We start from the raw sequence: 22,386 nt of genomic DNA on the forward strand, positions 1-22,386 counted from the left end.
CCGCCACGGTCGTGAGCGGCAAACAGGGTCAGAACCCTGTTTCCGGCTCACGACCGGGCGTGGCCGAGGATCCGGTCGGCGGCGGTCACGGCACCGCCGCTTTCGCGCGTGTGGTCGCGCATCGCCCGCATCCTCGCGCCGATGCCTTCGTCCGCCGCGACGGCCAGCACGGCGTCGCGGATCCGTTCCGGCGTCACCTCCGCACGCGGCAGGCGGTGGCCGAGGCCCAGCTGGACCACCCGCTCGGTGTTGACCTCCTGCTCGCCGTGCATCGGCACCAGCACCAGCGGCGTCCCGCAGTAGAGCGCCTCCATCACGCTGCCCATGCCCGCCGACGTCACGAACGCCGACGCGTGCCGCAGCACCGCCGGGTGCGGGACCCACGGGCGTGCCTCGACGTTCGGCGGCAGCGGACCCAGCGATGCCGGGTCGGTGCCGCCGCCGAGGGTCATCACCACCGTCCACGGCAGGTCCGCGAACGCGCGGGCGCACTGCCGGAAGAAGCCGGGCTGGTCGTTGAAGGCGGACGTGCCCAGGGATACCAGCAGCACCGGGTCGCCGTTCGCGGGCGGCTCCCAGCCGGTCAGGGGCCGCTGCGGGCCGAAGCACGGGCCGGTGAACGTGTGCCGCGCGTCGAACGTCTCGCCCGCGTACTGGAAGCCGCGGGGGATCAGGACCAGCTTGTGGTCGCGGCCGTCGTCGAGGAACTGCTCCGCCGTCCGGCCGGGTGCTTCGGCCGCCAGCAACGCGGTCAGATCGGCGGCGAAGTCGTGGTCGCCGGCCACGCTGTCCACATCGTCCACTTCGGCGGAGGGGAAGCGGGCGACGTGCGCGGGCAGCGAATAGTGCTCATTGGAAGCGAAACACGCCGACAGCTGGACCGTCGGGCACGCGACGTCGTGGGCCAGCACCCGGCCCGCGATCCACATGGTGGAGTCGAAGGCGAGCACGCCGGGCGGGTCGTCCGCCAGGAGCTTCCGCAGCGGCGCCAGCGGCGCCAGGCAGCTGCCCGCGCCCGTGAGCGCGGCGGCGAGCCGGTGCGCACCCGGGTCCGCGCCCGCCGGCTCGGCGTAGGCGACCGGGGTCGCGCCGGTGGCCGCGATCCGGTCCGCGAAGCCGCCGCCGGTGGCCACGGTGACCCGATGGCCGCGCCGGACCAGCTCGCCGAGGATGTCGAGCACGGGCGTCACGTGCCCGTGTCCGGGCAGGGTGCAGACCACGACGTGTTCGGTCACACCGGCCATGCTCGCACCGCGCATTCTGGGATTTCGCCAGACGTGCCGCCGTTAGCCTGGGCCGCGAAGAGGCCGTCGCGGTGGAGGTGGGCAGGTGGAGTTCGGCTGGACCGCGGACCAGCGGCAGCGCTACGACCGGACGGTGGCCGACACGCGGGCGGCCTTCCCCGTCGAACCGGAATACGTGTTCAGCCGCGAAAAATGGGCGCTGCTCGGCAAGTCCGGAGTGCTGGGTGCGAGCGTGCCTGCCGCGTACGGCGGCGGCGGCCTCACCGCGCTGGACACCGCGCGCGTGTTCGAAGCGGCCGGGCGCGGCTGCCCGGACACCGGGCTGGTCTTCGGCGCGGCCGCGCACCTGTTCGCCTGCACCATGCCGATCGTGGACTTCGCCCCGGCGGCGGTACGCGACCGGCTCCTGCCCGGCCTCGCCACCGGGGACCTCGTCGCCGGCAACGCGATGACCGAGCCCGAAGCGGGTTCCGACGTCGGCGCGCTGCGGGCCACGGCGACCGCCACGGACGGCGGGTACCTGCTCAACGGCGTCAAGAGCTTCGTCAGCAACGGCCCGGTCGCCGACGTCCTGGTCACGTACGCGGTCACCGACCCGGCCGCCGGCCACTGGGGGATCACCGCGTTCGCGCTCGACGCGCACCGGCCGGGCGTCACCCTCGGGGAGCCGTTCGGCAAGCTCGGCATGGAGGGCTGCCTGGCCTGCGAAGTCACCTTCACCGACTGTTTCGTCCCTGAGGAAACGGTTCTCGGGGAACCCGGCCAGGGCTCGGCGATCTTCCAGCATTCGATGGGCTGGGAGCGGGCGTGCCTGTTCGCGCTGTACCTGGGGGTCCAGGACCGGCTGCTCGACCGCTGCCTCGCGCACGTGCGCGACCGCCGTCAGTTCGGCAAGCGGCTCGCGGAGTTCCAGTCGGTGTCCAACCGGGTCGTGGAGATGAAACTGCGGGCCGAAAGCGCCCGCCTGCTGCTGTACCGGGCGTGCTGGGCGCTGGACGAGGGCGAGGACGCGACGCTGTTCGCGGCGCTGTCGAAGCTCGCGGTGTCCGAGGGCACGGTGGCGAGCGCGACCGACGCCGTGCAGCTGTTCGGCAGCCGCGGCTACCTGCGCGAGCACGGCGTCGAAGCCGCGCTGCGGGACGCGATCGGCGGGACGATCTTCTCCGGCGCGTCGGACGTGCAGCGGCAGCTGGTCGCGATGGAACTGGGGTTGTGAATACTGTGGACAGTCCGGAACTGCTGCACCAGCTGGTGATCGACGCTGCCGGGCGCACGCCGGACGCCCCGGCCGTGCACGCCGGCGACACGACGGTGACCTACCGCGAGCTGGACCGGCTGGCCGCCCGGCAGGCGGCCGGCCTGCACGCGGCCGGGGTCCGCCGCGGCGACCGGGTGCTGATCTGGGCGGAGAAGAGCGCCGAGGTGGTGGCGCTGATGCAGGCGTCGTTGCGGCTGGGCGCGATCTACGTGCCGGTGGCGCCGTCGAACCCGGTTTCGCGGGTGCGGCTCATCGCCGACGGTTGCGCCCCGGCGCTGGTCGTCACCGGCGAAGCCGGGCTCGCGGCCGGCTGGGGCGACAACCCGCCGCCCTTGAGCGGGTTCGCCGAACTGTCCACTGTCGATTCTCCGGTGCCGGTCGAGCCCGTCGGCCCGGACGAGCCCGCCTACATCCTCTACACCTCCGGGTCGACCGGCGCGCCCAAGGGCGTCCTGATCAGCCACCGCAACGCGCTGGCCTTCGTCACGTGGGCCGCGGCGGAAACCGGGCTGCACGCGGGCGACCGGCTGGCCAACCACGCGCCGTTCAACTTCGACCTGTCCGTGTTCGACCTCTACGGCGCGTTCCTCGCGGGCGCGTCGGTCGACCTGGCCGGCGCGGAGCTGTCCTACTCGCCGGCCGAGCTGACGGAATTCCTGAGCGAACGCGGAATCAGCATCTGGTATTCGGTGCCTTCGGCGCTGCTGCTGATGATGCGGCACGGCGGCCTGCTCGACCGGCCGGTCCCGGCGCGGCTGCGCGTCTGCGTGTTCGCCGGGGAGCCGTTCCCGATCGCGGGGGTGCGGGCGCTGCGCCGCGCGTGGCCGGACGTCCGGCTGTTCAACTGGTACGGCCCGACCGAGACCAACGTCGTGACCAGCCACGAGGTGACCGGCGCGGACCTCGGCCGCACCGGCGGCCTGCCGATCGGACGGCCCTGCTCGGGAGCGACGGTCACGCTGGCACCGGACGCCGAGATCGTCGTCTCGGGTCCGACGGTCATGCTGGGGTACTGGGGCGCGCCGCCGCAGCTCGGCGGCTACCGGACGGGTGACCTCGGCCGGTACGGCGAGCGAGGCGAGCTGGAGTACATCGGCCGCCGCGACGCGATGGTGAAGCTGCGCGGCCACCGCGTCGAGCTGGGCGAGATCGAGGCGGCCCTGTCCCGCCACCCGGCGGTCGCGCAGGCGGTGGTGGTGGTCGCGGGCACGGGCATCGACGCGAAGCTGCGCGCGGTGATCGTCCCACGCGCCGGCGAGCGCGTGACGCTGCTGGGCATGAAGGCCCACTGCGCGGCCCACCTGCCGCGGTACATGATCGTGGACGAGGTGACCGTGGTGGCGGAGCTCCCGCGCACGGCCAACGGCAAGACCGACCGCGCCGCCCTCGCCGCCACTCCCTGACTCCGGCCCCACGCCGGGAATGCCACGCCGGGAGACCACAAGTCCCTCGACGTGGCATTCACGACCCGTGCGGGTCAGGCGCGGGCGATGACGTAATGGGTCGGCAGGTCCAGGTTCGCGCCGTCGGCCAGGGTTTCCGTCGTGCGCAGCCGGAGTTCGCCGCCCTCGGTGATCGTGAAGCCCGCCTGCTCGTAGACCGTCTCCAGTTCCGCCTCGCCCGCCGCCGGCTGCAGGCCGATGCCGAAGTAGATCGAGACGCGCTCCAGCTTCGGCAGGTCGTTGGCCGGGTCCGCGATCAGCCGCTGCATGTACGTGTAGCTCGCCGGGGTCAGCTCCTGGTCGAACACGCACCCGCGCGTCCCGGCCAGCACCGCCAGGTTGCGCGTGCACGCCACGCGGCGGTCCACCGGCAGCTGGTGGATCACCCCCGACAGGTAGATGTTCACGTCGCCGTGGCGCTCGTGGAACGCCCGCACCGCCGCGTCGTCCAGGACGTCGAGCAGCTCGTACGCGACGTTGGCCGCGGGGTTCTCCGCCCGCGCCCGCTTCAGCGCCGCCTCGGCGATGTCGACGCCGACGACCCGGTCGTACAGCCCGGCCAGGTACTTCGTCTGCGTGCCGTTGCCGCAGCCGAGGTCGACCAGGGGCAGCTGCGGGTCGAAATGTGCCTTGAACAGCTCCGCGTGCGCCGCCGCGCCGTCCGCGGGCTCGCAGTCCCAGAACGCCGCGCCCGCGCGGTCCGGGAGGTCCGTCCAGTAGGCCTCCCAGACTTGCCCGTCCTTGTTCGCCATCGTCGGCATCTCCTGACGCGGGATCAGTGGCCCGGCCACGGGATTTCCGGTGCCGGGTAGTACTTCACGCCCAGCGCCGTCCAGCGCGGGCCCTGCGCGGCCAGCCGGGCCGAGAACGACGTCCAGTCGTGGCTCGCCTGCGGCGACCAGCCGATCTCGGCGATCGCCGGCAGCCGCGGGAAGGCGAGGTAGCGCACGTCGTCGAGGCTGCGCACGGTGTCCGTCCACAAGGGAGCTTCGACGCCGTCGATGTTGGACGCCGACGCGCCCGGTACCACGGCCGTCGGGTCCCAGCCGTACGCCGCTTGGACGCTGATGTCACCGGCCCACTCGAGGCCGAGCGAAGCGGGGACGCCGGGCGCGTACTTCATGTCGAGGTAGGTGTAGACGCACGGGGCCATGATCAGCTTCGCGCCCTGCTGGCTGGCCTGGCCCACCTCGTTCTGCGTGCCGTCGTAGATCCAGAACTCGCCGGTCGCGCCCTGCGGCGGCGTCGCGGTGAGCATCTCGCCCCAGCCGAACAGCTTCTTGCCGAGCGCGGCCACCATCGGCGCGATCTTCTTCATGAACGCGGTGTACTGCTCGTCGGTGAGGTCCTGGATCTCGTCGCCGCCCACGTCGAGGTAGCCGCCGGGGGTCAGCGCCGCGACCTGGCCGAGCACGTCGCGGATGAACCGGTACGTGACCGGCTTGCCGACGCACAGATCCGACCGCGGCGCGGGCGTCAGGCCGGTGTAGACCGGCCCGGCGACGCCGTCGCAGTTGAGCTCGGCGTACGACGCCAGTGCCGCGCCGAAGTGCGACGGCATGTCGATCTCCGGCACGATCGTGACGTGCCTGCTCTCGGCGTAGGCGACGATCTCGCGGTACTGGGCCTGGGTGTAGAACCCGCCGGGACCGCCGCCGGAGCCGGTGCTCGCGCCCTTGGCCGTCAGGTTCGGCCAGCCGTCGATCTGCAGCCGCCAGCCCTGGTCGTCGGTGAGGTGCAGGTGCAGGTTGTTCACCTTGTACAGCGCGATGTCGTCGATGTACTTCTCGACGTCGGCGACCGGCAGGAAGTGGCGGGCGACGTCGAGCATGGCGCCGCGGTAGGCGTACCGCGGGTAGTCGAGGATGTGGCCGCCGGCCACCGTGAGGGGCCCGCTGAGGGACGCGGGCAGCAGCTGCCGCAGCGTCTGCACGCCGTTGAACAGCCCGGCGGGCTTCGCGGCCCGGATGGTGACGCCGGTCGCCGTGCTGTCGAGCTGGTAGCCCTCGTCGCCGACGCGGGCGTCGGCGCCGCCGAGCACCAGCGAGATCCCGGGCAGCGTCTTCGGCACCCAGGGGCCGGACGCCGGCGCGGGGAACACCGGGAGCCGGAACCGGGTCGACGGGCGCAGCAGCCCGGCGAGGTAGTCGCCGACCTCGCGGGCTTCGGCGCCGCCGGCGGTGAACACCACCGTGTCCGGGCCGAGCCGGTAGCGGACGGCCGGATCCGGCGTCACCGACACCGGGGCGGGCACGACCTGCTGCAGGGTCGGTGCGGCCGGAACCGGGCGCGGTGCGGCGCCGGCGGGCACCGCGGGGGCGAGCAGGCCGAGGAGGGAGAGGAACAGCACCCCACGCCTGGCAGTTCGAGCGGTCATGAGCCGTCCATTGCGGATAGTGGTGAGACTGGTCCCTTTCTCTTAACGGCCCGGTGGCCGGGGAGTCCACTCGCGCAGCCCACGTCTAGGCGGACTGCCAGACCCCGGAATCAACTAAGGTTGTCCGCCCGCAACCTTCCGTCACCGACTGTCAACCTTTGGCCGTTACCCGACGGCACCCCGATCGGTCAAGATCGGGTCGTACGCATCCGAACCGGTCCGGCCAGGGGGAGAACTCGGCCGGGCGCAGGTGCGCCGGAGAGACCCGGCCCGTACCGACGACCGACACAGAAACGGGTGACCGAGATGACCGAAACGCCGACCGCCGTCCATTACCGTGCCTACCTGCTCGCCTACGACGTGGAGAAGGAAGACCTCTACGACCGCACGCGCACGGCGTTCCTGACCCGCGCCGGCGTGCTGACCGAGCTGGCGCTGCGCGGCAACATCGCCGACGAAGACGGCGACGCCGTGCTGGTCAAGGCGGACCCGACCGGCGACCCGGTGCTCGACCGGCTGCTGGCGCAGATCGGGAACGAGAAGCGCAGCTGGAAGTCGTGGATCCGGCACGACTACAAGGAGACCCTCGACCAGATCGAGGAGCAGCTGGTGGAGCGGAAGCTGCTCGCGGTGGAGGAGAAGAAGGTCCTGGGCGTGGTGCCGAAGACCCACGTGACCGTCACCGACCCGGCCGTGGCCAAGGCGCTGCAGGAGCACGCGGTCGAGGTGCTGCACGGCTCGACCCCGGCGGCCGAGATCGGCGCGGACGACGCCGCGCTGGTCGCGCTGGCCGCCGCCGGCACGGTGCCGAGCGTGGTGACCCGCAAGGAGAGCAAGGGCGAGTACAAGGACCGCATCGAGGAGCTGACCGACCGCGTCGGCGAGGTCGCCCCGGGCCTGGAGAAGGCACTGCGCGGCATCCGCCTGACGATGATCGCCGCCCAGGGCGGCCTCGGCTTCAGCGGCTGACCCGCACCCCCTGACGACGGAAGGACCCGGCGGCCATCGGCTGCCGGGTCCTTCCGTCTGCGCACCCTGGGAGCGGGCGAAGTCACGAGGCCGGTGCGGCCGCGGCGCGAATCACGGCACAGCCGGAGCGTGCGCGGGTTCCGGCCGGCGGCCGGAGATCCGGCCGCGGCGCCGCCGGGTCAGGCGAGTGCCGGCATCACCTTGTCCGCGAACAGCTGCAGTGTGCGGGACATCGTCTCCGCCGACTGGCCGCCGAAGTCGAGGTTCCACAGGATGACGTCCGGGCCCAGGACGTCACGGACCTCCTCGATGCGGCCCAGCACCGTGTCCGGGGCGCCCACCACGGCCTTGGCCTCGAGGCCGTCGGTCTCCAGGTCGAAGCTCGCCATCTGGCGCGCCATCGCCGTGTAGCCCTCGTACGCCGGCGACTCGACGTTGTGCCACGACAGGATCGCTTCCTTGAACGCGTTGAACGACTTCACCATGAACGGCACCGCCAGGTCGCGCGCCTCCTCGTCGCTGTCGGCGATCAGCAGCGGGATGCTCACCGCGAACTTCGGCTTGCGACCCGAGTCGCCCTGCGACTCGAGGAACGCGCTGCGGTACAGCTCGACGTACTCGCGCTTGCGGGCCATCTCGTTCAGCTGGGTCGAGCTGATCAGCAGGTTGAACCCCTTGCGGCCGGTCCAGTCGAAGCTGGCCGGCGTCGCCAGCGCGGCCACCCACACCGGCGGGCCGGGCTGCTGCACCGGGGCCGGCAGCGAGTTCGCGTTCTCGTAGGCGAAGAACGGCGTGTCCTCGGTGACGTCGGACTCGTGCCACAGCCGCACCACGGCTTCGATGGTGGCCAGGAACCGCTCGCGGCTGGTGTCCATGTCGACGCCGAACGCCTCGAACTCGTACGGCAGGAACGCCCGCGCGAAGCCGACGTCGAGACGGCCGCCGCTCATCACGTCGACCTGCGCCGCGTGCGCGGCGATCTGGATCGGGTGGTGGAACGACGCCTGGATGCCGCCGGTCATCAGGCGGATCGACCGCGTGCGCGCGGCCACCGCCGACAGGAAGGCCAGCGGGCTCGGGGAATATCCGCCGTAGGAGCGCAGGTAGTGCTCGGTCATCTTGACGTAGTGCAGCCCCAGCTGGTCGGCGAGCACACTGACCTGCAGCACGTCCTGGAAGTACTGCGAGGCGGTGGTGGTCCGCGGATCGCAGTCGGGCAACAGCGAGACGCCATACTCCACGTTCTGATACCTCCGGCGAATAGGGTGACGGCTACCGGTTTTCTCGCACCCGGCCTGCCCGCGACACCCGTCCTACCAAGCCAACCCTGGGGTAACCCTTAGACGCCCGTCCGCGCGGAGCTGAGGTTTTGCCTAGAGCCCGCATGCTAGCCCGGTCCCGCCCGCGAGGGCGTGCGTAGCGTCGCGGCCACCGCGTCGGTTCGTTCGTTAGGGGAATTCGGTGACTCTGGGATATCTCTTCGGCGCGAACATCTCCGATCCCGACCCGGAGCACGGGGCGAAGCTCTACGAGGCCTACCCGGCGATGCGCCGCGCCTACGAGCAGGTGCGCGACTGGACCGGCCTCGAACCGCGCGCGCTGCTGCGCGGGGAGTTCGAACCGCGCGGCGACCACGAGCGGTTCAGCCTGGCCGGCATCCGGCTGGCCGCGCTGGCACTGGGCATCCACGACGTCCTGGCCGGATCCGACGTCCACCCGGGCGTCACCGGCGGGATCAGCCTCGGCGGTCTCATCGCGAGTTCCGTGGCGGGCGCGGTGGACCGCCGGACGCTGTTCGACCTGCTGCTGCGCGAAGCCCGGACGCCGCTGCCGGACCCGGCACCGCCGGCGCAGGGCGCGGCCATCGCCTTCCTGCCGGTGAGCGAGGATCCGTTCGCCTACCACGGCGACCGGCGTCCCGGCGTGCACCTCGGCGGTGACTTCGGCCTGCTCGCCGACGGGACCGTCCGGCTGCTCATGCTCAGCGGCACGGCCGAGGCCCTCGACCGGCTCGTCGCGCAGAGCCCGCCCGGCATGATCAGCGTCATCGACGGCCAGCCGTTCGCCGTGCACTCCCCGCTGCGCCAGTACGCGACCGACTTCATGGCGCCGGCGGTCGCGGCCATGCCGGTGGCCGACCCGCGCATCCCGGTGTGCTCGTTCCTCGAGCAGCGCGCGCTCACGACCGCCGACGATGTGCGGGACCTGTTCCAGCGCAACAAGACCTCGACGATGAGCCTGCCGCACGTCTGCGCCGGGATGGCGGAGCAGGGCGTCCGGCTCGCCTTCGTCCTCGGCCCGACGCTGCCGGCCGGCGTGCTCGACTTCCCGTTCCCCGTCGTGCGGATCACCGAGCCGCACCACGTCACCGAAGCCATGACCGCGATCTACGACCACGCCGTCGACCTCGTCGCCCCCGCCTGACCGCCTTCCGGAGCAAGGAGAGACCGTGAGCACCCGCACGCACGAACGTGCCAGCCTGACCGACCACTGGTTGTCCCTCGACCTCGACGCGTGGACGCGGCACGTGGTGCGGCGGCACTTCAACCCGGAGCTCGGCAGCCCGTACTGGCTGAAGCGGGCGACCGAGCTGGCGTTCGACCCGATGGACATCACGCGCTACGACCAGCTCGCCGAGTTCGGCCCGTTCCCGCCCGGCGACCTGCGCGGCATGGACCCCGCGGACCTCGTGCCGCGCACGGTGCCGCGGCCGCTGACCGGGCGCGTGTGGGAGTCCGGCGGCACCACCGGCGACCCGGTGCGGGTGTTCTACACCGAGGACATGATGACCCACCGCGTCGAATGGCGGCGCTGGTCGTACCTGTTCGACGGCTACCGGCCGGGCCGCACCTGGGTGCAGGCCACGCCGAGCGGGCCGCACCAGATCGGCAACGGCGCGATCGAGCTGTCCGAGCAGCTGGCCGGGCTGGTCTACGGCATCGACATGGACCCGCGCTGGATCAAGCAGCTCATCCGCGCCGGCAAGATGAAGGAGCTGGGGGAGTACACCGACCACGTGCTCGGCCAGATCGTCGACATCCTGCGCTCGCAGCACGTCCACTACCTCAACACGACACCCGCGCTGCTGCAGAAGCTGATCGCGCGGCAGCCGGAGCTGGTCGCCGCGCTCGACGGCGTGCGGCTGGGCGGCACGCACATGAGCCCGCGGATGTACCGGGACTTCGTCGCGGCGCTCGACGGCGGACTGGTGCGGTCCGGGTACGGCAACACCTTCGGCAACGCCGTGAGCCTGCACCCGGAGGACGACGGCGCGATCCTGCCGTACGTGCCCACGTACCCGCAGGTGACCATGTCGGTCGTGGACCCCGGCGACTTCCGCCGGACTGTCGGAAAAGGACAGCTGAAGCTGACTGTGCTGCACGAGGACCTCTTCCTGCCCAACCTGCTGGAACGCGACGAGGCGACCCGCTACGACACCAAGGGCGAATGGCCGGTCGACGGCGTGTACAACGTGCGTCCGCTGCAGGTCAGCCAGGCCGCGCCGGAAGGGCTCTACTGATGGCGCCGGCCGTGGTCGTCGTCGGCGCCGGGGTGATCGGCGCCGCGGTGACCTACCACCTCGCCCGGCGCGGCGCCCGCGTGCACTGCGTCGACCGCGCGGACCGGCCCGCCGCGGGCACCACCGAGGCCGGGTTCGCCACCGCGACGGCCTACCGGCGCTTTCCCAAGGCGTATTTCGAGCTGAACCAGGCGGGCATCGCCGAGCACGCGGCACTCGCCGGGGACTCCGCGCCCTGGTGGCACCGCACCGGCACGGTCGCGTGGACCGACGACGAGTCGTTCGCCGGCTACCTCGCCCAGCTCGCCGAATGGGGCTGCCCCGTCGAGCGGTACGCCGCGGACGGCACTTCGGTGGTCTTCCCCGCGTCCGGACCGGTCGCCTTCCTGCCGTCCGAAGGCTGGATCGACGCGGTCGCCTTCACCCGCCACCTCCTGGACCGGGCGGTCGCCCACGGTGCCACGCTGGCGCTGAACGCCGAGGTGACCTCGGTGTCCGGCGGCGTCGGGCTCGCGGACGGCCGCCGGATCGAGGCCGACGTCGTGGTCAACGCCGGCGGATCGGCCGCGGACGAGATCGGCGCGCTGGCCGGCGCCCGCCCGTTCCTCGGCCCGCCGCGGCGGAGCCTGATCGCGCACCTGCTGGTCGACGGCGACCCGCTGTCCTGCATCCTGCGTGCCCCGGAGGTCAGCATCCGCCCGGACGGGCCCGGACGCGTCGTCCTGCGCTCCGACCGCGTCGACCGCGGGCTGCCGCCGCGCTCGGGGACGCCCGATCCGGAGTTCGTCAAGGACCTGCTGGACCGGGCGGCGAGGGTGGTGCCGTCGCTGGGGACGGCGACCGTCCGGAAGGCGAGCGTCGTGGACGCGCGGTGCGCGCGCGACGAACTGCCGAGCGTCGGCTCGCTGTCGGCGGTGCCCGGGTACTACGAGGCCGTCGCGAGCGCCGGGGTGACGTTGGCGCCGCTGTTCGGCAAGGCCCTCGCCGCGCGGATCGTCGACGGCGAGCCGGACGCGCTCGTGGACGTCTTCACGCCGGACCGCTTCGAAGCGGCGGAGACAAGCTAGAAAGTTCCCCAAAACTTCCGTCGCATACTGATCTCGCACCGGGAAAGCGGTGCGAAGGGGTGTAGCTCTCAACTGGCCAGAGCAGCGGTTTCCAACACCGACGGTTGCAGGTTCGAGTCCTGCCGCCCCTGCCACGAACAGCTGCGCCACCGGTCCCGGCCGGGCCCGCCGACCGTTGGGAGTACCGAGGTGACCATCTGGACCGAGCTGCTGGGCAGCCAGACCCGCTACCTCGGCGAGAAGTACCGCACCCGCGTGATCGAAGCCGGCGACGGCGAGCCGCTGCTGCTCCTGCACGGCGTCGGCGGGCACGCCGAGGCCTACGCGCGCAACGTGACGCGGCTGGGCGAGCACTGCCGCGCGATGGCGATCGACCTGCTGTGGCACGGGTTCTCCGGCAAGCCGGGCTTCACCCACGACGCCGTCGGCACGTACGTCGACCAGGTGCTCGACCTGCTGGACTCCGAGGGCATCGAGCGCGCGCACGTCGAAGGCGAGTCGCTCGGCGGCTGGGTCGCGCTGACGCTGGCCCTGGAGCACCCCGGCCGCGTCGGGAAGCTGGTGCTCAACACCACCGCGGGCATCAAGTGGCGGCCCGGCTCGGTCCACGAGCGGCCCGCCGAAGGGCGCGAGGCCCTGCGCGCCCGTTCGCTGGCCGCGATCGAGAACCCGGTCCCCGAAACCGTCCGCGCCCGGCTGGAGTGGCTGATGGCCCGCCCGGACCGCGTCACCGGCGAGCTGGTCGAGGTCCGCCGCCGGATCTACGCCGAGCCGGCCACCAACGCCGCCCTGCGCACGGTGTTCGAGAACTCCTTCGGGTTCGGCTCCGGCCCGGACCGGAAGATCGCCGAAGAGCGGCTGGCGGAAGTGAGCGTGCCGACGCTGGTGCTGTGGTCGGACCACAACCCCGGCAGCGGGCCCGATGTGGGCCGCCGGATCGCCGAGCTCGTCCCGGGCGCGGCCTTCCACTGCGTCGCCGACGCCGCGCACTGGCCGCAGTGGGAGCAACCCGAAGAGCACGACCGCGTGGTCCTCGACTTCCTGGGCCGTGCGGAGTGAACAGCAGGAGGACCGACCCGATGCGCATCCGCAGCCTCGCCTACGCCGGACTGTCCACCCGGGAGCTGCCGTCCTGGGAGACGTTCGGCGCGGACGTCCTCGGCCTGCCGGGCCACTGGGCCGGCGACGGGCGCCTGCTGCTGCGCATGGACGAACGGGCCTACCGCTTCGACATCCGCCACGGCGACGCCGAAGGGCTCTCGTGGCTGGGCTGGGAGGTGGCGAGCGCCGCCGACCTGGCCGCGCTGGAGCACGACCTGGCCGCGGCCGGCGTCACGGTCACCCGGGCGAGCGCCGCCGAGTGCGCCGACCGGCGCGTCGCGGGCATGGCGTGGCTGGTGGACCCGTCCGGGCTGCGCCACGAGCTGTGCTACGGCCAGGAGGCCGACTTCCGGCCGCTGCGGCTGACCCGCCCGCTGTCCGGCTACCGGACCGGCGAGCACGGGATGGGGCACGCCGTGATCGGCGTGCGGAACTACGCCGAGACGCTCGCGTTCCTGGTGGACACCCTCGGCTTCGCGGTCAGCGACACCTTCAAGGGCTTCATCGCCTTCCTGCACTGCAACCCGCGGCACCACTCGATCGCGCTGGTCGAGACCGACGAGCCCGGGCTGCGCCACATCATGCTGGAGACGGCCACGCTCGACGACGTCGGCTCGACGTTCGACGCCGCCTTCGACCGCCGCATCGTCACCCGCACGCTGGGCAGGCACAGCAACGACCGGGCCGTGTCGTTCTACCTCGAGACGCCGTCGGGCTGGGAGATCGAGTACGGCTGGGACGGGATGGACGTCGACACCGCCGGGTGGTCGACGCGGCAGCTGGCCGGGCCGACGAGCCTGTGGGGGCACCACCACGTGACCGGCACCGAGATCAAGACGTCATGACACCCGACCCGATCGACCCGGACATCACGCAACTGTCCGGCTGGCAGCGGGAATGGGTCAAGGCCGCCCGCGCCGAGGTCGACGAAGCCGAGCTGGCGCTGCTGTGCCAGGCCGCCACCGACATCCCCAGCCCGACCGGCTGCGAGCGGGAGCTGGCCGAGTACTTCCGCGACGCGATGACCTCGGCCGGGCTCGACAGCCGGGTGCAGGCGATCGACGAGCGCCAGGCCAACCTCGTCACCCGGATCGGCACCGGCCGGGCCGGCGCGCAGCTGCTCCTGCTGGCGCCCCTGGACACGGCGTTCGCGCCCGGACCCGAGGACGCGCCGTGGCTCGGCGAACGGCCCCGCGACGACTTCGCCCTGCCCGCGCAGCGGTTCGGCGACAAGATCGTCGGGCTCGGCGCGGAGAACCCGAAGGCGTTCGCCAGCTGCGCGCTGGCCGCCGCCCTCGCCGTGCACCGCTGTGGCGTGCCGCTGGACGGGCAGCTGGTGGTCGCGCTCGTCGGCGGCAGCATGCCGGTGCTGGCCGGGGAGCTGTCGTCGCGGCGCAACTCGGGCATGCACGTCGGCACGCAGTTCCTCATGGACCACGGCCAGTGCTCGTCCGACCTCGCGATCGTGCTCAAGCCGGGCTACTCGGTGGTGCACGAGGAGGTCGGGTTCGCGATCTTCCGCGTCGCCGTGCGCGGCGCGGCCGGCTACACCGGCAGCAGGCACAAGGGCCACTACAGCAACGCGATCGTCGCGGCCGCCCGGATGGTCGGGCGGCTGGAGAGCTGGTTCGGCGAGTACACCGCGCGCAACACCTCCGGGCAGGTGGCACCGCAGGGCGCGGTCAACGCCATCCGCGCCGGCGACGGCGGCAAGCCGGCGTTCAACCCGGTGGCCTGCGAGTTCTGGGTCGACCTGCGGGTCAACCCGCGCACCACGGTGCACGACGTGGCCGGGCAGTTCGAGGCGGTCGTCGCCGAGCTGCGCGCGGCCGAGCCCGCCGTGGAGATCGAGGTCGAGCTGGTGGCCGGACAGGCGGGGTCGGCCACGCCGCCGGACAGCCCGGTCGTCACCCGGCTCATCCGGGCCTGGGAGGACGTCGAAGGCCGGCCGCACGTGCCGGGCAAGCCGGGCAGCGGGCTGTCCGACGGCGGGGTGCTGCGCCGGCACGGCATCCCGACCGCGCGGATCGGCTTGCCGCCGCCCGCCGAACCGGGCCCGTTCCCCGGGTTTTCCATGGGTGTCGCGGACGTGCCCGCCATGCGCCGGCTGGTCGACCTGCTGGTCGGCGTCGTGGTCGACGTGACGACCAGCCAGCGTGCCGAGCTGCGGGAGCCGCCCGCGAGCAGTCGAGGAGACAGCCGATGACCGACATCCTGCCCCCGGTCGACGACGAGGCCCGCCCGGCGCGGCGGCAGGCGGACGTGGGTGTCCCCGGCCGCCGGGACTGGTCGACCTGGCCGCGCTACGAAGCCGCCGCGCTCGGCTTCCGCGAGTACTGGTACCCCGTGGCGTGGTCGCGGAAGGTCGGCCGCAAGCCGCGCGCGATCCGCGTGCTGGGCGAGAAGGTCATGCTCGTGCGCGACGGCGGGCAGGTCCGCGCGCTGCACGACCGGTGCCCGCACCGCGGTGTCCCGCTGAGCCACAAGATGTCCTCGCAGGAGTTTCCGGGCACGTGGAGCTGCTGCTACCACGGCTGGACGTTCGACCTGGCGACCGGCGTGCTGGTCGCCGCGATCACCGACGGGCCGGAGTCGCCGATCTGCGGCAAGGTCACCGTGCGCACCTACCCGGTCGAGGAGGCCCGCGGCCTGGTCTGGCTGTGGATGGGCGACGGCCCGGCCCGGCCGTTCGCCGACGACGTCCCGGAGGAGCTGCTGGACCCGGACGCGATCGTCGTCGGCCGCATCACCGTGCGGGACGGCAACTGGCGCTTCGGCGCGGAGAACGGCTTCGACGACGGCCACGCGAAATGGCTGCACCGCAACGCGTTGTGGACCAAGCGCGTGAAGATGCCGGTGTGGAGCGAGATGAAGGTGATCCGCGACGGGCCGTGGATCACCCGCCGCAAGGACAAGATGCACTACAGCGCCTCGTTCCCCGGTCTCGGCGACTTCCCGAAGAAGAAGTGGTACCGGCGGCGCGAGGGCAACAAGACGAAGGTGTCGCTGCGGCTGCCGGGCACGCTGCGGGTGAAGTACGAGGAGTGGTCGCACTTCGAGTGGTGGGTGGCCGCGACCGCGGAGGACCACACCTACGTCCAGCTCGCCGTGATGAGCAAGGGCAAGTGGCGGAACCGGAAGTTCTGGCTCTACTACTGGACTTGGGCGCGCTGGGTGTTCCACGGCATGTTCAACGACGAGGACCGGCTGATGGTCGAGGTGACCGATGCCCCGCCGGAGCGGCTGTACCGACCCGACGTCTCGCTGACCGAATGGCGGCGGCTGGTCGAGGAGGAGGCCCGGCGCGGGCCGGTCGAGGTCGTCAAGGAGCGGCAGGCGCAGCGGAGGCGGGCGAAGGATGACTGAGCCGACGCGGCTGGTGGTCGGGATGTCCGGCTCCAGCGGGGCGATCTACGGCATCCGCCTGCTGGAGATCCTCAAGGGCATGCCCGAGGTCGAGACGCACCTGGTGGTCACGCCGGCCGCCCGGCAGACGATCGTCTTCGAGACGGACTGGACGCCGTCATCGGTCGCTTCTCTCGCCGATTTCACGTACCGGCCCGGTGACATCGCGGCGCCGATTTCCAGCGGGTCGTTCCCGATCGACGCGATGATCGTGCTGCCGTGCTCGGTGCGCAGTCTCGGTGCCATCGCCTGGTCGCAGAACGACAGCCTGCTGGTGCGGGCGGCCGACGTGACGTTGAAGGAGCGGCGGAAGCTCGTCGTCGCGCTGCGCGAGACGCCGTTGCACCTGGGGCACCTGCGGGCGATGACGCAGGTGACCGAGATGGGCGGCATCCTGGCCCCGCTGATGCCCGCGTTCTACGGGCGGCCCGCGACGCTGGGCGACCTGGTGGACCACCAGGTCGGCCGGCTCTGCGACCTGCTGGGCATCCGCCCGCCGGACGAGCTGGTGGAGCGCTGGCACGGCCCCGCCCGGGGTTAGCCCGGCGGCTCACCCGGGTGGTGGAAGATCGCCCGCACCGGCGTCGTCGGCGGTGCGGGCGACCTTCAGCCCGGAAAGGACGCCGGCACGTCCTCCAGCAGCGCGCGGTGGTCCACCCGGGCCACGACCTCCGGCGGCACCCGGCACGAGGGCGGGAACACCGCCGGCGGCACGGGCTTCGTGCAGTCGAAGATCAGCTTCGTCTCCATCGGGCCCTTCTCCTCCCGGTTGTGCCCGTAGGTCACCGGGTTGAGCTGGCCGCCGAGGAAGCCCGGCATGATCGTCAGGTCGCGGTCGGCCTGGAAGCGCGTCGCCAGGCACCACAGGGTTTCGACCTCGTTGAACACGTCGACGTCGTCGTCCACCACGAACACGTGCTTCAGCAACGGGTCCACCGCCAGGGCCGCGCAGGCCGCCAGCTTCGGCTCGCCCTCGACGCGCTTGCTCATCGACAGGTACAGGTGCGAGCGGGCCATGCCCGACAGCGGCAGGTGCACGCCGGTCACCGTGGGCACCGCGTCCTTGACCCGGCGGTAGATGCTGCCCATCCGGGGCAGCCCGCCGAGCATGCTGTGCTCGGTGTGGGCGTTGAACACGTCGACGAAGACGGGCTTGCGGCGCATGGTGATCGCGGTGATCTTCACGTACGGCTGCGGGCCGGTGCGCGTGTAGAACCGCGGGTACTCGCCGAACGGGCCTTCGACGACCGTGGCGTCCGGATCGGTGTCGATGACGCCTTCGATGACGATCTCGGCGCGGGCCGGCACTTCGAGCCCGACCGTCTTGCAGGGCACCATTTCCAGCGGTTCGCCGAGCAGGCCGCCGACCACGTCGAGCTCGCCGCCGATACCCTCCAGCTTGGACACCGCGCCCATCAGCAGCGCCGGGTGGTGGCCGATGACGAGCGCCACCTCCATCGGCTTCTTCTGCTCGCGCAGCTTCCGCAGCACGTACGCGGTGTGGTGGGCCGGGTTCACCTGGATGCCGACCTGGTCGCGGCCCTGCGCCTGGTGGCGGAAGATGCCCGCGTTGATCTTGCCGCTGTCCGGGTCGCGGCAGATGGTCACCGCCGAGGTGATGTACTTGCCCGCGTCCAGCTCCTGGTGCTTGAGCAGCGGCAGCAGGCCGACGTCGATGTCGTCGCCGGTGAGCACGACCTCCTGCACCGGCGCGGTTCCGACGGTGACCGGCTTGATCCCCGATCCCTCGCGGCGGGCGTACTCCGGGACCATCGAGTGCACGTCCGAGCCGATGCTGCGCGCGAGCCGCTCGTAGGTGCCGTGCAGGTTGATCAGCAGCGGGATCGCGGAGCCGCCGACGTTCTCGAACAGCACCGCCGGGAATCCGGGGTAGGCCGGGTCGTCCTCCAGCTTGTCGACCAGGGCGGTGACCTCGAACTCGGGGTCGACCTGCTTGCGCACGACCTTCACCTGGTCCGGCGGCAGCTCCGCCAGGAATGTCCGCAGATCCTTCGCCATCAAACGCCTTCCGTTCGCAAGGTGGCTCGCGAACCCGAGTATCGGGCCCGCTCAGCGGGCGGGCGGAGCGCACGCGGGAAGAACTAGGGGAATGTTTCGTCCTGGGCCACGAGCACCGCCGGGGCGCGGTGCGGCGGTGCTAAATGGTGACGTCCACGAACCCCGCGCGTCGTCGTACGTCAGGAGAACGACATGACCGTAACCGCAGCGCCGCCCCGCGAAGCCGCGGCGGCCGAACTGGCCCGGTCCTGGGCCGAGGACTCCCGATGGCGCGGTGTTCGCCGGGACTACACCGCCGAGGACGTCCTGCGGCTGCGGGGGAGCGTGACCGAGGAGCACACGCTGGCCCGGCTGGGCGCGGAACGGCTCTGGCAGCTCCTGCACAGCGAGGACTACGTGCACGCGCTGGGCGCGCTGACCGGCAACCAGGCCGTGCAGCAGGTGCGCGCCGGCCTCAAGGCCATCTACCTGTCCGGCTGGCAGGTCGCCGCCGACGCCAACCTGGCCGGTCACACCTACCCGGACCAAAGCCTTTACCCGGCCAACTCCGTGCCGCAGGTCGTGCGGCGGATCAACAACGCGCTGCTGCGCGCGGACCAGATCAGCTGGGCCGAGAACGAGCCGGACGCGCCGCACTGGCTGGCGCCGATCGTGGCGGACGCCGAGGCGGGCTTCGGCGGCGTGCTCAACGCCTTCGAGCTGATGAAAGGCATGATCGCCGGCGGCGCGGCGGGCGTGCACTGGGAGGACCAGCTGGCCGCGGAGAAGAAGTGCGGCCACCTCGGCGGCAAGGTGCTCGTCCCGACCGCCCAGCACATCCGGACCCTGCAGGCCGCGCGCCTGGCCGCCGACGTCTGCGACGTCCCGAGCCTCGTGATCGCCCGCACCGACGCCCAGGCCGCGAACCTGATCACCAGCGACGTCGACGAACGCGACCGCCCGTTCCTGACCGGAGAACGCACCGCGGAGGGCTACCACCGGGTCCGCGGCGGCCTCGAGCCGTGCGTCGCCCGCGGCCTCGCCTACGCGCCCTACGCCGACCTGCTGTGGATGGAGACCTCCAAGCCGGACCTCGAGGTCGCGCGCCGGTTCGCCGAAGCCGTCAAGGCCGAGTACCCCGACCAGCTGCTGGCCTACAACTGCTCGCCGTCGTTCAACTGGAAGAAGCACCTCGACGACGCGACGATCGCCAAGTTCCAGCGCGAGCTCGGGCACATGGGCTACAAGTTCCAGTTCATCACCCTCGCCGGGTTCCACTCGCTGAACCACGCGATGTTCGCGCTGGCCCGCGGTTACGCCGGCGAAGGCATGACCGCCTACGTCGAGCTGCAGGAGCGGGAGTTCGCCGCCGAGGCGGCCGGCTACACCGCGACACGGCACCAGCGCGAGGTCGGCACGAGCTACTTCGACCTGGTGAGCACGGTCGTGAACCCGTCCAGCACCACCGTCGCGCTGATCGACTCCACGGAGAAGTCGCAATTCTACTGAGCGTTTCCCCAGTCAGGTGCTGTTAGAAACAATTCGACGACACATCAGCCACGCGAAAACTCCGAATCCAGGACGGTCGCTCATGCGCATGCCCGAGAATCTCGAAGACATGGTGTACGGAGTCTACGGGACCACTGAAATCGCGGTGAAGCCCTGCCCGTTCACCCAGGCCGAGATCGACGAGCTCGAGACCACCAACGAAATGCTCATCTACGTGCCGCAGGAGATCTCCGAGGCGCAGATGATCGAGACCGGGAAGCTCACCACGAACTTCCGCTGGGAAGTCGAGCAGAACATGATCAAGAGCCCGATGACCGACGAGTCGCACTGGCTCGTCTGCTCGGCCTCGCCGATCCCGGAAATGCTCGGGCAGAGCACCCAGGCGATTTCCCGCGTCTACGAAGAAGAGGGTCTCGACGGCATGGACTTCCGCCGCTACCTGGCCTTCGTGCTCACCTACCGGCACCTGACCAACGAGTACCCCGACTACCGCCAGTGGTGCCTGCTCGTCGGCGGCCACTACGACCGCAGCGGCATTTCGCTGGTCGGCTTCGACAAGTTCGGCAACTTCGGCCACCACGGCTGGATGAAGAACTTCAAGGCCAAGATGTCCGGCGGCCGGTACGTGGCTTTCGCGCCGCGCAAGCACATCAACGCCGAGACCGAGCTGCTGCAGCGCCCGCGCCGCGGCTCCCGCAACAAGGCCACGCACGACGCGGGCACCGACTGACCCGGAAACCATCCAGCACGATCCCGTGCGTGGAGCTGTGCCGTCACTGGAGGAAGAGCAATGGCAGACGACGAGCGCGTGGACGTCACGCGCAAGCTCGTTGAGTTCGTGGGGAAGCACCTGCTGGACGGCAAGGACGTGGGCGAACTGACCACGACCACGCCGTTGCTGGACTGGGGCTTGCTCAACTCGATCGAAACGACCCGGCTGGTCGCCTACATCCGCGAGGAGTTCTCCGTGCGGGTGCCCCCCACGGACATGGTGGCCCGGCACTTCAAGGACATCGAAAGCATCGCCGACCTGGTGACTTCGCTGCGCACCCCGGTCGCCTGACCCCTCTTTTCCCGATCCAGAACGGAGAACCCGTGTCCTACGACTACGATGTCGGCATCATCGGTGGTGGCCCGGCCGGTTCCACGGCGGCGTCCTACCTGGCCAAGGCCGGCCTTTCGGTGGCCGTCTTCGAGGGTGACGTCTTCCCCCGCGAGCACGTCGGCGAGTCACTGGTCCCCGCGGTCATCCCGGTGATGCACGACATCGGGGTCATCGGCAAGATCGAGGCCGCGGGCTTCCCCCGCAAGTACGGCGCCGCGTGGACCTCGTCCGACACCCGCCCGACCAGCACGCTGGACTTCGACGCCGGCTCGCACGGCCTCGGCGTGGCGGAGATCGCCTACGAGGAACGCGACCAGAACGGCGTGGACCGCGTCTACGCCTGGCACGTCGACCGCGGCAAGTTCGACTCGCTGCTGCTGAAGCACGCCGAGGAGCTCGGCGCCAAGGTCTACCAGGGTGTCCGGGTCAACCGGGTCGACTTCACCGACCGCGACCGGCCGGTGCTGCAGGCCAAGATCGGCGGGCAGCAGCTCGAGGTCGCCGTGCGCTGCGTGATCGACGCGACCGGCCGGCAGACCCTGCTCGGCAACCAGCTCAAGGTCAAGGTGCCGGACAAGGTGTTCAACCAGTACGCCGTGCACACCTGGTTCGAGGGCCTCGACCGCGCGTCGCTGGCGCGCCGTCCCGAGGACGCCGACTACATCCACGTGCACTTCCTGCCGCAGGAGAACACCTGGGTCTGGCAGATCCCGATCACCGAGACCATCACCTCGATCGGCGTCGTCACCCAGAAGGAGAAGTTCAAGGAGCACAAGGACGACCTCGAGGGCTTCTTCTGGAACTCGGTCGGCACCCGGCCGGAGATGCTCGACGCGCTGAAGAACGCCGAGCGGGTCCGGAAGTTCAAGACCGAGGGCGACTACAGCTACGGCATGAAGCAGATCGCCGGCGACTCGCTGGTGCTCATCGGCGACGCCGCCCGGTTCGTCGACCCGATCTTCTCCAGCGGCGTCAGCGTGGCGATGAACAGCGCGCGGCTGGCCGCCAAGGACGTCATCGCCGCGCACCAGGCCGGTGACTTCCGCCGCGAGCGGTTCGACAACTACGTCACGACGCTGCGCAAGGGCGTCAACATCTGGTACGACTTCATCTCGATGTACTACCGGCTGAACGTGCTGTTCACCGCGTTCATCGACGACGAGCGCTACCGCAAGGACGTCATCCAGATGCTGCAGGGCGACGTCTACGACGCGGAAGAGCCGGCGGCACTGACCGCCATGAAGGAGTACGTCGCCGCCGTCGAGGCCGATCCCACGCACCTGTGGCACGGCCACCTCGGCAACCTCAAGGCGTCTTCGTCGGCGCTGGCCCTGTTCTAGCAAGACCCCAGGTCGTGAGTGAGAAAACAGCGTTCCAACGCTGTTGCTCAC

The 22,386-nt window shown here is 71.2% G+C and carries 20 protein-coding genes and 1 tRNA gene; 16 read left to right on the forward strand and 5 right to left on the reverse strand.

The genetic code is table 11. The features are described from left to right. Positions 1 to 47: 47 nt before the first annotated feature. Positions 48 to 1,235 carry a macrolide family glycosyltransferase gene (locus tag BT341_RS19485; RefSeq protein WP_177328857.1) on the reverse strand — a complete coding sequence of 396 codons (1,188 nt, stop codon included), beginning with the start codon at positions 1,233 to 1,235 and terminating at the stop codon, positions 48 to 50. Positions 1,236 to 1,329: 94 nt separating this feature from the next. Here BT341_RS19485 and BT341_RS19490 point away from each other — a divergent pair, with 94 nt between their 5' ends. Both BT341_RS19490 and BT341_RS19495 read left to right on the forward strand, forming a co-directional pair. Further along, complete coding sequence (locus BT341_RS19490; RefSeq protein ID WP_072477663.1) at positions 1,330 to 2,460, forward strand: acyl-CoA dehydrogenase family protein; 1,131 nt, start codon at positions 1,330 to 1,332, stop codon at positions 2,458 to 2,460. Between the two features lie 5 nt (positions 2,461 to 2,465). After that, entirely contained in the window at positions 2,466 to 3,905 is a 1,440-nt protein-coding gene (locus BT341_RS19495) for an AMP-binding protein (protein WP_218177750.1), read from the forward strand. Between the two features lie 74 nt (positions 3,906 to 3,979). Here the strand turns inward: BT341_RS19495 and BT341_RS19500 are convergent, their stop codons facing one another. Then, entirely contained in the window at positions 3,980 to 4,735 is a 756-nt protein-coding gene (locus tag BT341_RS19500) for a class I SAM-dependent methyltransferase (RefSeq protein WP_084742929.1), read from the reverse strand. Beyond that, complete coding sequence (locus tag BT341_RS19505) at positions 4,720 to 6,321, reverse strand: beta-N-acetylhexosaminidase (RefSeq protein ID WP_072477664.1); 1,602 nt, start codon at positions 6,319 to 6,321, stop codon at positions 4,720 to 4,722. The genes BT341_RS19500 and BT341_RS19505 overlap by 16 nt, the downstream gene beginning before the upstream one ends. 306 nt (positions 6,322 to 6,627) lie before the next feature. On the opposite strand from BT341_RS19505, the gene BT341_RS19510 reads away from it, so the two are divergent. Continuing rightward, positions 6,628 to 7,290, forward strand: a complete 663-nt coding sequence (locus BT341_RS19510) for a GOLPH3/VPS74 family protein (RefSeq protein ID WP_072482051.1) — start codon at positions 6,628 to 6,630, stop codon at positions 7,288 to 7,290. Positions 7,291 to 7,469: 179 nt separating this feature from the next. Here BT341_RS19510 and BT341_RS19515 read toward each other — a convergent pair whose 3' ends face one another. Next, a complete protein-coding gene (locus BT341_RS19515; RefSeq protein WP_072477665.1) occupies positions 7,470 to 8,531 on the reverse strand; it encodes an LLM class flavin-dependent oxidoreductase in 1,062 nt (353 codons plus the stop codon). A 220-nt stretch (positions 8,532 to 8,751) separates the two neighbouring features. Between BT341_RS19515 and BT341_RS19520 the strand changes: the two genes are divergently transcribed. From BT341_RS19520 to BT341_RS19560, 9 genes are all read left to right on the forward strand, one after another. Further along, complete coding sequence (locus BT341_RS19520) at positions 8,752 to 9,714, forward strand: hypothetical protein (protein WP_072477666.1); 963 nt, start codon at positions 8,752 to 8,754, stop codon at positions 9,712 to 9,714. Positions 9,715 to 9,739: 25 nt separating this feature from the next. Continuing rightward, a complete protein-coding gene (locus tag BT341_RS19525) occupies positions 9,740 to 10,810 on the forward strand; it encodes an arylcarboxylate reductase (RefSeq protein WP_072477667.1) in 1,071 nt (356 codons plus the stop codon). Then, positions 10,810 to 11,877 carry an NAD(P)/FAD-dependent oxidoreductase gene (locus tag BT341_RS19530; protein WP_072477668.1) on the forward strand — a complete coding sequence of 356 codons (1,068 nt, stop codon included), beginning with the start codon at positions 10,810 to 10,812 and terminating at the stop codon, positions 11,875 to 11,877. Before BT341_RS19525 ends, BT341_RS19530 begins: the two co-directional genes overlap by 1 nt. 55 nt (positions 11,878 to 11,932) lie before the next feature. Next, a tRNA-Trp gene (locus BT341_RS19535) sits at positions 11,933 to 12,011 on the forward strand. A gap of 55 nt (positions 12,012 to 12,066) precedes the next feature. After that, on the forward strand, positions 12,067 to 12,936 hold the full coding sequence (locus BT341_RS19540; RefSeq protein ID WP_072477669.1) for an alpha/beta fold hydrolase: 870 nt from the start codon (positions 12,067 to 12,069) through the stop codon (positions 12,934 to 12,936). Between the two features lie 20 nt (positions 12,937 to 12,956). Continuing rightward, positions 12,957 to 13,823, forward strand: a complete 867-nt coding sequence (locus BT341_RS19545; protein ID WP_072477670.1) for a VOC family protein — start codon at positions 12,957 to 12,959, stop codon at positions 13,821 to 13,823. Beyond that, a complete protein-coding gene (locus BT341_RS19550; protein WP_084742933.1) occupies positions 13,820 to 15,184 on the forward strand; it encodes a M20 family metallopeptidase in 1,365 nt (454 codons plus the stop codon). The genes BT341_RS19545 and BT341_RS19550 overlap by 4 nt, the downstream gene beginning before the upstream one ends. After that, positions 15,181 to 16,344, forward strand: coding sequence for a Rieske 2Fe-2S domain-containing protein (locus BT341_RS19555; protein WP_084742934.1), 1,164 nt, complete (start codon positions 15,181 to 15,183; stop codon positions 16,342 to 16,344). The genes BT341_RS19550 and BT341_RS19555 overlap by 4 nt, the downstream gene beginning before the upstream one ends. After that, positions 16,337 to 16,924, forward strand: a complete 588-nt coding sequence (locus BT341_RS19560; RefSeq protein WP_072477671.1) for a UbiX family flavin prenyltransferase — start codon at positions 16,337 to 16,339, stop codon at positions 16,922 to 16,924. Before BT341_RS19555 ends, BT341_RS19560 begins: the two co-directional genes overlap by 8 nt. A gap of 65 nt (positions 16,925 to 16,989) precedes the next feature. Here the strand turns inward: BT341_RS19560 and BT341_RS19565 are convergent, their stop codons facing one another. Then, positions 16,990 to 18,402 (reverse strand): UbiD family decarboxylase, encoded by a 1,413-nt coding sequence (locus BT341_RS19565; protein WP_072477672.1) that lies wholly within the window; start codon positions 18,400 to 18,402, stop codon positions 16,990 to 16,992. A 192-nt stretch (positions 18,403 to 18,594) separates the two neighbouring features. Here BT341_RS19565 and aceA point away from each other — a divergent pair, with 192 nt between their 5' ends. The 4 genes from aceA (at position 18,595) to BT341_RS19585 (ending at position 22,335) form a co-directional block, all read left to right on the forward strand. Continuing rightward, positions 18,595 to 19,890 (forward strand): isocitrate lyase, encoded by a 1,296-nt coding sequence (gene aceA, locus BT341_RS19570; protein ID WP_072477673.1) that lies wholly within the window; start codon positions 18,595 to 18,597, stop codon positions 19,888 to 19,890. A gap of 109 nt (positions 19,891 to 19,999) precedes the next feature. Then, positions 20,000 to 20,620, forward strand: a complete 621-nt coding sequence (locus tag BT341_RS19575; protein WP_143168599.1) for a hypothetical protein — start codon at positions 20,000 to 20,002, stop codon at positions 20,618 to 20,620. 60 nt (positions 20,621 to 20,680) lie between these two features. Next, positions 20,681 to 20,953, forward strand: coding sequence for an acyl carrier protein (locus tag BT341_RS19580; protein ID WP_072477675.1), 273 nt, complete (start codon positions 20,681 to 20,683; stop codon positions 20,951 to 20,953). Positions 20,954 to 20,985: 32 nt separating this feature from the next. After that, positions 20,986 to 22,335 (forward strand): NAD(P)/FAD-dependent oxidoreductase, encoded by a 1,350-nt coding sequence (locus BT341_RS19585; RefSeq protein ID WP_072477676.1) that lies wholly within the window; start codon positions 20,986 to 20,988, stop codon positions 22,333 to 22,335. Positions 22,336 to 22,386: the final 51 nt, after the last annotated feature.

The organism is Amycolatopsis australiensis (genome assembly GCF_900119165.1).
Lineage (GTDB): Bacteria > Actinomycetota > Actinomycetes > Mycobacteriales > Pseudonocardiaceae > Amycolatopsis > Amycolatopsis australiensis.